We start from the raw sequence: 7,587 nt of genomic DNA, 5'->3' as shown, positions 1-7,587 counted from the left end.
GGCCACGATATGGTCATCGGGCACGGTGATCCGCGTCAGAAAATTGCCGAACTCCAGTGTAAATTCGCCGCGCCCCAGAAACTGTTTATGCTGCCAGCCAGAGTTGTCTGTGTAGGCGACCATCCGCGGATACCAGTGGGCAATCTCGTACAGAAAGTTCTTATCTTCTTCGAAATACTCATAGCCGGTCCGCGCGGGGCGGCTTTGGGAATCGTTGACCAGATAACTCCAGTCGATAGAAACCTGCGTGCTTTGACCGGTTTCCAGCGGGCGGGGCAAATCAATCCGCATCATGGTCTTGATCACGGTATAAGGCAGCGGATTGCCTTCTTTATCACGGACCGCAGCGATCTTCATACTGCCGTCAAAGGTCTCTTTCGCCAACAACTGCTGCATCGACTGATAACCGACTTTGCCCAGGTGTGAACTGGTATCAGTCAGATGCGCGTCAGAATCAAAGGAAAGAATATTGGTATCGAGTTGCATCCAGAGATAGCTGAGAGTATCAGGCGAGTTATTGGTATAGGTAATTTTCTCTGAGCCGATGACTTTTTGAAGCTTGTCATCCAGTTCGACATCAATCTCATAGTCAGCCTGCTGCTGCCAGTATTTTTCTCCGGGCGCCCCGGAAGCCGTGCGAAACTCGTTCGGGGTAGGCAGCGCTTCTTCCAACTGTCGGAATTTATCTTCCTGCTTGTATTTCTGATTGCTGACGACCTGGGCCTGTAACAGCGAGGTCGAACACACAGTCAGGATCAGGCACAACAGTCTCAGGACGGGCCTTGTATCAGGACGGAAAACAGGACGGGTTTTCATGAAGTTCATTGAAGATCGTTTCTGTTGAGGTCACGGCAAGAGAGGTGAGCGGCAGGGCACACAGTCATAGAAACCCATTTTAACCGCTGAAACAAGTCAAGTTGCAAGTCATTTCGCGCCGGCAGAAGAGAGTTTCTCCGGATGTCTTACGCAAAAAACGGCTCCTCAGCGAGACAGAATTGAGAGGATTCCTTCCCAGGGCTGCATATAGGTAAGGAACGGCAGTCCATCTACGGTCGGTTCTCGCTGTTTTGTAATCCCGTCGACGGCATCGGCTTCTCGAACCATGAACTCAAGCACTTTCAGCTGCGCATCACGCTGCCAGTCAAACAGAATATCTGTCTGCTCGTGTAAGAGCGCAACCGCAGCCGCCAACGCGGAAGCACCCCAGTTACTGGTCCCCGCGATAATGGTCCAGTGTGTGGCGATGCGGCAGGGAATCAGTCCGGAAAATTCGGAAGCAATCCGACGCTCCAGTTCTGTCCAGGTGATGCTGCCCATCCCGATCTCGTTTCCGCCATCACCGATGCCAATGGTGATCGCAGCCGGAAAAAACTCGTGCACCCGGTCAAACAGCTGATGCAGGGGCGCCGTAAAAGAATCGATGATTTCGCCGCGCATATTGTGACAGCGGTCAAAATGCGCTTCCGGCACACGCTGCTGAAACACGCCTGTGGCAGCACCTTGATCGGCAGACTGAGACCGCCAGGAATCCAGCGTGTGGCTCGGACCGACCCGTTCGATAGAAATCAGATGACTGATTTTCTGTCGACTGAAAAAGGATTCGACCCACTTCGGTTGATCCGGATCCAGTACCGCCAGCTGTGATCGGGCATAACCATAGGCATCCGCGGTCGCCGTCAGCACGGGAGCACACAACGCATCAGTAACAACCAATGTATCAATGCCACAGGCTTCCAGAATCAGGGCCAATAAAACGGCACCGGGAGGTCCATCCGTCTCCGCAGCAGGAAACGAAGTATGAGGGACAAAAAAACCAGTAATAATCACTACTTGCGTCGCGCCGATCTCGAAAGACATGGCGGCCTGCAGCAGATGATCCTGACAGAGGGGGCCAAACCGGCTTTCCGAATCAATCAACCCCCGTTTTCCCGGATCGCGGCGAATCAGGCGGTCGAATTCCCGAATCATGTCTGTTTGTGAAGTGCCCATTCCAGCCTGTTTACACGGGAGCGGTAAAAAAAGAGAGACTACGCCTCTGGTAGGAACAGTTTACTCAGGATTGTAACGAAACGACAGCCTGTGCAGATTGAAAAAGAGAGTCAAAGAAAATACGATATTATTAGGTGCGATTCCCGCGATTGGGACCTCACCGATGAGGACCTTCCTGCTTGTGAGAAAAGGCTTTCTAAAGGGAAACGCTGGTTGTCAGAACGTCTGGGCATTGCCAGAATTACTTAAGTATTCAGGCTGTTAAGCCTCCCACCCCACACAAGCAAACCTGTCAGAATATTATTGCAGACATGAACTGATCGAGCTCAGTATTTTTCGAGTGAATGGATTTATCAGCGTGACTGCAGCGCTGGAGGGATTAAGGAAACTGGAATCAGCGGGGATTACATCAAGTCCCCGGGGAGAATGGACTCGACAGACTGCGATCTATCAACTGTCAGAACAGGTAAAGAGTGAGGATTCACTTCCGTGAGATTTGGGTATTGTCATATCATTTTGTTGCTGTTATTCCCGGCCATAACCTTCCCGGGATGTGAACAGCCCAAGGTCGAGTTTATCTTCTCCGAGAAGACCAATGAACTTATGCCTGCCGCCGCCAAACCTGTGAAAGAAGCACTGGTCAGACAGTTTGGCAATCCGCTGGCGCTCACTCAGTTTGAAGGCCTGCCCACAAATTTTGGCGATGTGGAAGGCAAAGTCAAATCAGTCGAAGCCTCCGCGGCAGATGCCAGACTGATCCGCTTTCAGGCGACCGGCCTGGAAAATGCGTATGACAAACTTCAGGGTCTGCCCCTGGAGTGGACTTCGGGAAAATCGCAAGGCCAGATCTCACGCATCAAAGAATACGATTTTGAAACAGGCACAATCGCTGTCGAAAAAACAGCTGAGATTGCGCCTCAACCCGGAGATACTTTCCTGGTCGAATGCACGCGACTGCAGTTTGGCCGTGATCTCTACAATCGGCACTGCATGCACTGTCATGGCATGACCGGTGAAGGCACCGGACCAACCTCCCGCTATCTGAATCCTCCCCCCCGCGACTTCCGCCCGGGCATCTACAAATACACATCCACGAAATCGACAGACAAAGCCCAGGTACAGGATCTGGAACGGACCGTGAAAGAAGGAATCGCAGGCACCTATATGCCTTCCTTCAAACTGCTGACCGAAGACGAAGTCTCTGCGATTGTGAACTATGTCATCTGGCTCTCCATTCGCGGCGAAACGGAAAAGAAACTGGTCGACGAACTGTTCCTCGATTACTCTCAGGAGACGTTTAAAGAACGGACCAGTGAATCGGGAGGCGAAACGCCTGAAGAAGTCAACGAAGAACTTAAAGAGTACATGGAGCTGGATTTCCCGGACACACTCGATTTTGCCACATCCAGTGTTGCTGAAGCCTGGGAAGAAGCAAACCTGGAAGAGGCGCTGGTAATTCCTGAAACGCCCCGCGTTCCGGACTCCCCGGCGTCTCGTGAACGGGGACGCAAACTGTATCTCAGCGATAAAACAAAATGTGCCACCTGCCATGGCCCCCAGGGCCGCGGCAACGGGTCTGCCACACAGGACTTCTGGACCAACCCGGTCACCAATGAAAAATATCCCAATCGCGGACTGCATGATATCTGGGGAAATCAGTTGCCCCCCCGGGATCTGCACCGCGGGATCTATCGTGGTGGACGTCGTCCGATTGACATTTACCGCAGGATCTATGCCGGCATCAAGGGCACACCGATGCCGGCCTTTGGATCTTCTGCCTTGACCGATGAAGAACGCTGGGACCTGGTCAACTACGTGATGAGCCTGCCCTACAGCAGGTAATCCCTTCGATCCAGTTCGCTGTATATTTTGTTTCTGAACTCATTTGATAAGACAACCAGTTGAATCCTCAATCAAAGACCAAACGGGAGACCTTTCGTGGGTAAAGGATGGTGTTTATTTTTTCTGTTCTGGCCTGTTGCCGCAGTCGTATCCTGCGCGGCGGCACCGCTGATTGGCTGGTCTTTTCCCTACGACAATGCGCAAGCCGCCAGTAACCTGGGGATTCGCATTGATAACCTGTTTTATCTGATCCTGGCGATCACCGCAGCGGTTTTTATCGGCACGCAGGCCGTCCTCGTCTACGCTTTGTGGCATGGTGCCAACAACCGGGATGAACGTGCCCACCACACGCACGGCAACCATAAACTGGAATTGATCTGGAGTGTCATCCCCGGTGCCATCCTGTTGTTCCTGGCCATCTATCAGATGAACCTCTGGGCTGACTTTCGCTTTAAGAACCACTACCCGGAAGCTGCTGTGAAAGCGCCATTGGCAGAAGTTACTGCCCGCCAGTTCGAATGGCGGTTCCGTTATCCTGCGATTGGCAAAAAACTTCAGCCCAAACCTCAGCCCGATGACCTGTATACCGTCAATGAACTGCACGTCCCCTTCGGCAGACCGGTACTGATCCAGCTCCGCAGTGAAGATGTACAACACTCGTTCTTCCTGCCTGCTTTGCGGATCAAACAGGATGCCCTGCCCGGCCTGCAGATTCCCGTCTGGTTTGAAGCAAATAAACCGGGCGTGTACGACCTGGTCTGTGCGGAACTGTGTGGCTGGGGTCATTATAAAATGAAAGCCCACGTGATCGTGGAACCCGAAGAAGAATATCAGGCTTATCTGAAAAACCTGACCCAGCAGCAATTCTATGATGGACTGGGAAACATTGCCGCCAATGAAAACGGCTCAGAGAGTGAGGCCGCTGAGAAATGAGTGTTCTGAATCCATCACCCACCGGACTGCAACCCATTACGACGCACCAGTCGCATCATGGTCCGGGTAACTTCATTACGAAGTATATTTTTTCAACCGACCATAAAGTCATCGCGATCCAGTTTCTGTTTACCACACTGCTGATGATGATTGTCGGCGGGACACTCGCCCTGGCAGTCCGCTGGCAGCTGGCCTTTCCCTGGGAATCGATGCCGATTGTCGGACCGTGGCTGTTTCCCGCGGAAGGGGGACAGATCTCGCCGGAATTTTATACCATGCTGTTTACCATGCATGCCACCGTGATGATTTTCCTGGTGATCATTCCCATCCTCGCGGGAACTTTTGGAAACTACCTGATCCCGCTGATGATTGGCGCGGACGACATGGCTTTTCCCAAGCTGAACATGTTGAGCTACTGGTTCATGTGGCCCTCGATCGCCTGTTTCGGCATGAGCTTCACCTTCGCCGGTGGACCGGCGGCTGGCTGGACCTCTTATCCCGTGCTCGCTGACCTGGCGCAGGCAGCCCCCGGTTCCGGAACCGCGCAGACGTTCTGGCTGCTGGGAGTGACCTTTGTCGGGTTCTCGTCCATGATGGGCTCCATCAACTATATGACCACCATTATCAACATGCGTGCGCCCGGCATGACGTTTTTCCGGATGCCGCTCTCCATCTGGGGGCTGTTCATCACGGCCATCCTGCAGGCCTTCGCTCTGCCGGTCTTAACCGCGGGTGGCTTCATGCAGGTCGCGGATCGACTGTTCGGAACCTGTTTCTTCTATCCCTCGGGACTCATCATCAACAATGCCGATCCGACGGTGGGAGGCGGACAGCCCCTGCTCTGGCAGCACCTGTTCTGGTTCTATTCGCATCCTGCCGTTTACATCATGCTCCTGCCCGTGCTCGGTATGGTTTCCGATATGCTGAGCTGCATGTGCCGCAAGCCGATCTTCGGCTATAAACCGATGGTCTTCTCCATGTCCGCGATTGCCAGCCTCGGCTTCATCGTCTGGGGACACCACATGTTTACCAGCGGCATGAACCCCGCCATCGGCATGGCGTTTATGGTCGCCACCATGATGATCGCGCTGCCTTCTGCCATCAAAACGTTTAACTGGACGGCCACCATCTGGGGCGGCAAAGTCCAATTCAATACCGTCACCCTGAACTGCATCGGCTTTCTCTCGATGTTCGTCGTGGGGGGACTCAGTGGTATCTTTATGGCGGCGGTTCCGGTCGACGTCTACTTCCACGATACCTACTTCATCGTGGCCCACTTTCACTATGTCCTGTTTGGAGCCACACTGTTTGGCGTGTTTGCCGCCATTCATTTCTGGTTCCCCAAAATGTTCGGGCGGATGATGAATGAAAAGCTGGGCAAAACGCATTTCGTGCTGACCTTCATCGGCGCCAACGGCACCTTTTTTCCAATGCACTTTCTGGGAATGCAGGGCATGCCCCGCCGCTACGCCGACCCTTACCTGCACGGTTACCTCGAACATCTGTTGCCGATGAATCAGTTCATGACGATCTCGGCGATCCTGATGGGTGCGGCCCAGATACTGCTGTTTATCAATCTGTTTTACAGTATGTTCTTTGGTCCCAAAGCAGGCCGAAACCCCTGGAATGCCACCACGCTGGAATGGGCGGCCCCCTCGCCGCCGCCGCATGGAAACTTCGATTTTGTACCGATGGTCTATCACGGGCCGAATGAATATGCCGTCATAAATGGTGATAAAGACTTCCTGATGCAGACCGAAAAGGAATGTCAGCCACCGACAAAGATAATCACTACAGAAACCGATACCTCTGCCTGACACAAAACACTCACTTTTAAGTTGTTACCTATGAATCCACAACAATACCATCCCTGGCTTTTCAGACTGTCACTGGCGACCGCAATCGCCACGCTGCCGCTGATGATTGTAGGGGGGCACGTCACGACCGAAGGGTACGGCATGGCATTCCCCGACTGGCCGACTTCCGATGGGCAGAACATGCTGACCTACTCCTGGTTCCACCAGGCGGCTGATAAATATTACGAACACGGACACCGTCTGCTGGGGATGCTGGTCGGTTTCTTATCGATCGCGCTGGTCGTGGTCGCGTTCAAAGTGACTGACCGAAAATGGATCCGCAATGTCTGCATCGCCGTGCTGGCCTGTGTGATCATTCAGGGCATTCTGGGAGGCACCCGGGTCACCGAAAACAGCAAGGGCCTGGCCATGGCCCATGGTATTTTTGGAGCCTGTGTCTTCACCCTGATGTGTTTCCTGACCATGGTTCTGGGGAAACGCTGGATTGCCATCAGCAACGATCCTCCGGCGTTGCCCGTCGGCTATGGTCGCAGGCTGGCCATCACGGTTCCGCTGGTCGTGCTGTTTCAATATTTTCTGGGCGGCTTCCTCCGACATTTCCAGGTGGGCCTGCATCCCCATATGAGCTTCGCATTTGTCGCTCTGATTTTTGTCATCATTGAATTTCGCAGTGCCCGTAAATCCGGGGTGAAATGGTTGAAACGCCCTGCCATGGGCATGCTGCATATTGGCATCTTTCAGGTCCTGCTGGGCTTTGGTGCCTGGATTACCAAATACGGACTGCCGGCGGCCGGCTTTGTTGCGACTGCCGGTTCCTGGCAACAGTCTGCGTTCCGCACCGCGCACCTGATTACCGGAATCCTGTTCCTGATGACCACGGTCCTGTATTCGGTCCGTGTCTTTCGCCTGCACCAGTTAAATAAAAACAGATCGTCAGAGCAATCTCTCTCTGCTGCTGATTCCTTACCGAATGCCGAAGGTAACGTTTGAAAATGTCTACAACCCA

General features: G+C 53.3%; 5 protein-coding genes and 1 pseudogene. 4 read left to right on the top strand and 2 right to left on the bottom strand.

Annotated elements, in window-relative coordinates:
- Positions 1 to 825 (bottom strand): annotated as a pseudogene (locus AACZ40_RS27215) (aminopeptidase); the annotation flags it as partial.
- Between the two features lie 156 nt (positions 826 to 981).
- Positions 982 to 1,989: a glutamate cyclase domain-containing protein gene (locus AACZ40_RS27210; RefSeq protein WP_291168395.1), complete on the bottom strand. Its 1,008-nt coding sequence runs from the start codon at positions 1,987 to 1,989 to the stop codon at positions 982 to 984.
- A 603-nt stretch (positions 1,990 to 2,592) separates the two neighbouring features.
- On the opposite strand from AACZ40_RS27210, the gene AACZ40_RS27205 reads away from it, so the two are divergent.
- The 4 genes from AACZ40_RS27205 (at position 2,593) to AACZ40_RS27190 (ending at position 7,571) form a co-directional block, all read left to right on the top strand.
- Positions 2,593 to 3,831, top strand: a complete 1,239-nt coding sequence (locus AACZ40_RS27205) for a cytochrome c (RefSeq protein WP_291168397.1) — start codon at positions 2,593 to 2,595, stop codon at positions 3,829 to 3,831.
- A gap of 96 nt (positions 3,832 to 3,927) precedes the next feature.
- A complete protein-coding gene (gene coxB, locus AACZ40_RS27200) occupies positions 3,928 to 4,764 on the top strand; it encodes a cytochrome c oxidase subunit II (protein ID WP_291168399.1) in 837 nt (278 codons plus the stop codon).
- Positions 4,761 to 6,581, top strand: a complete 1,821-nt coding sequence (locus AACZ40_RS27195) for a cbb3-type cytochrome c oxidase subunit I (protein WP_339676703.1) — start codon at positions 4,761 to 4,763, stop codon at positions 6,579 to 6,581. Before coxB ends, AACZ40_RS27195 begins: the two co-directional genes overlap by 4 nt.
- A 30-nt stretch (positions 6,582 to 6,611) precedes the next feature.
- On the top strand, positions 6,612 to 7,571 hold the full coding sequence (locus tag AACZ40_RS27190; protein WP_291168403.1) for a COX15/CtaA family protein: 960 nt from the start codon (positions 6,612 to 6,614) through the stop codon (positions 7,569 to 7,571).
- Positions 7,572 to 7,587: the final 16 nt, after the last annotated feature.

This window comes from uncultured Gimesia sp. (assembly GCF_963972345.1).
Taxonomy (GTDB): domain Bacteria; phylum Planctomycetota; class Planctomycetia; order Planctomycetales; family Planctomycetaceae; genus Gimesia.
This window is presented reverse-complemented; position numbering and strand designations above follow the sequence as displayed.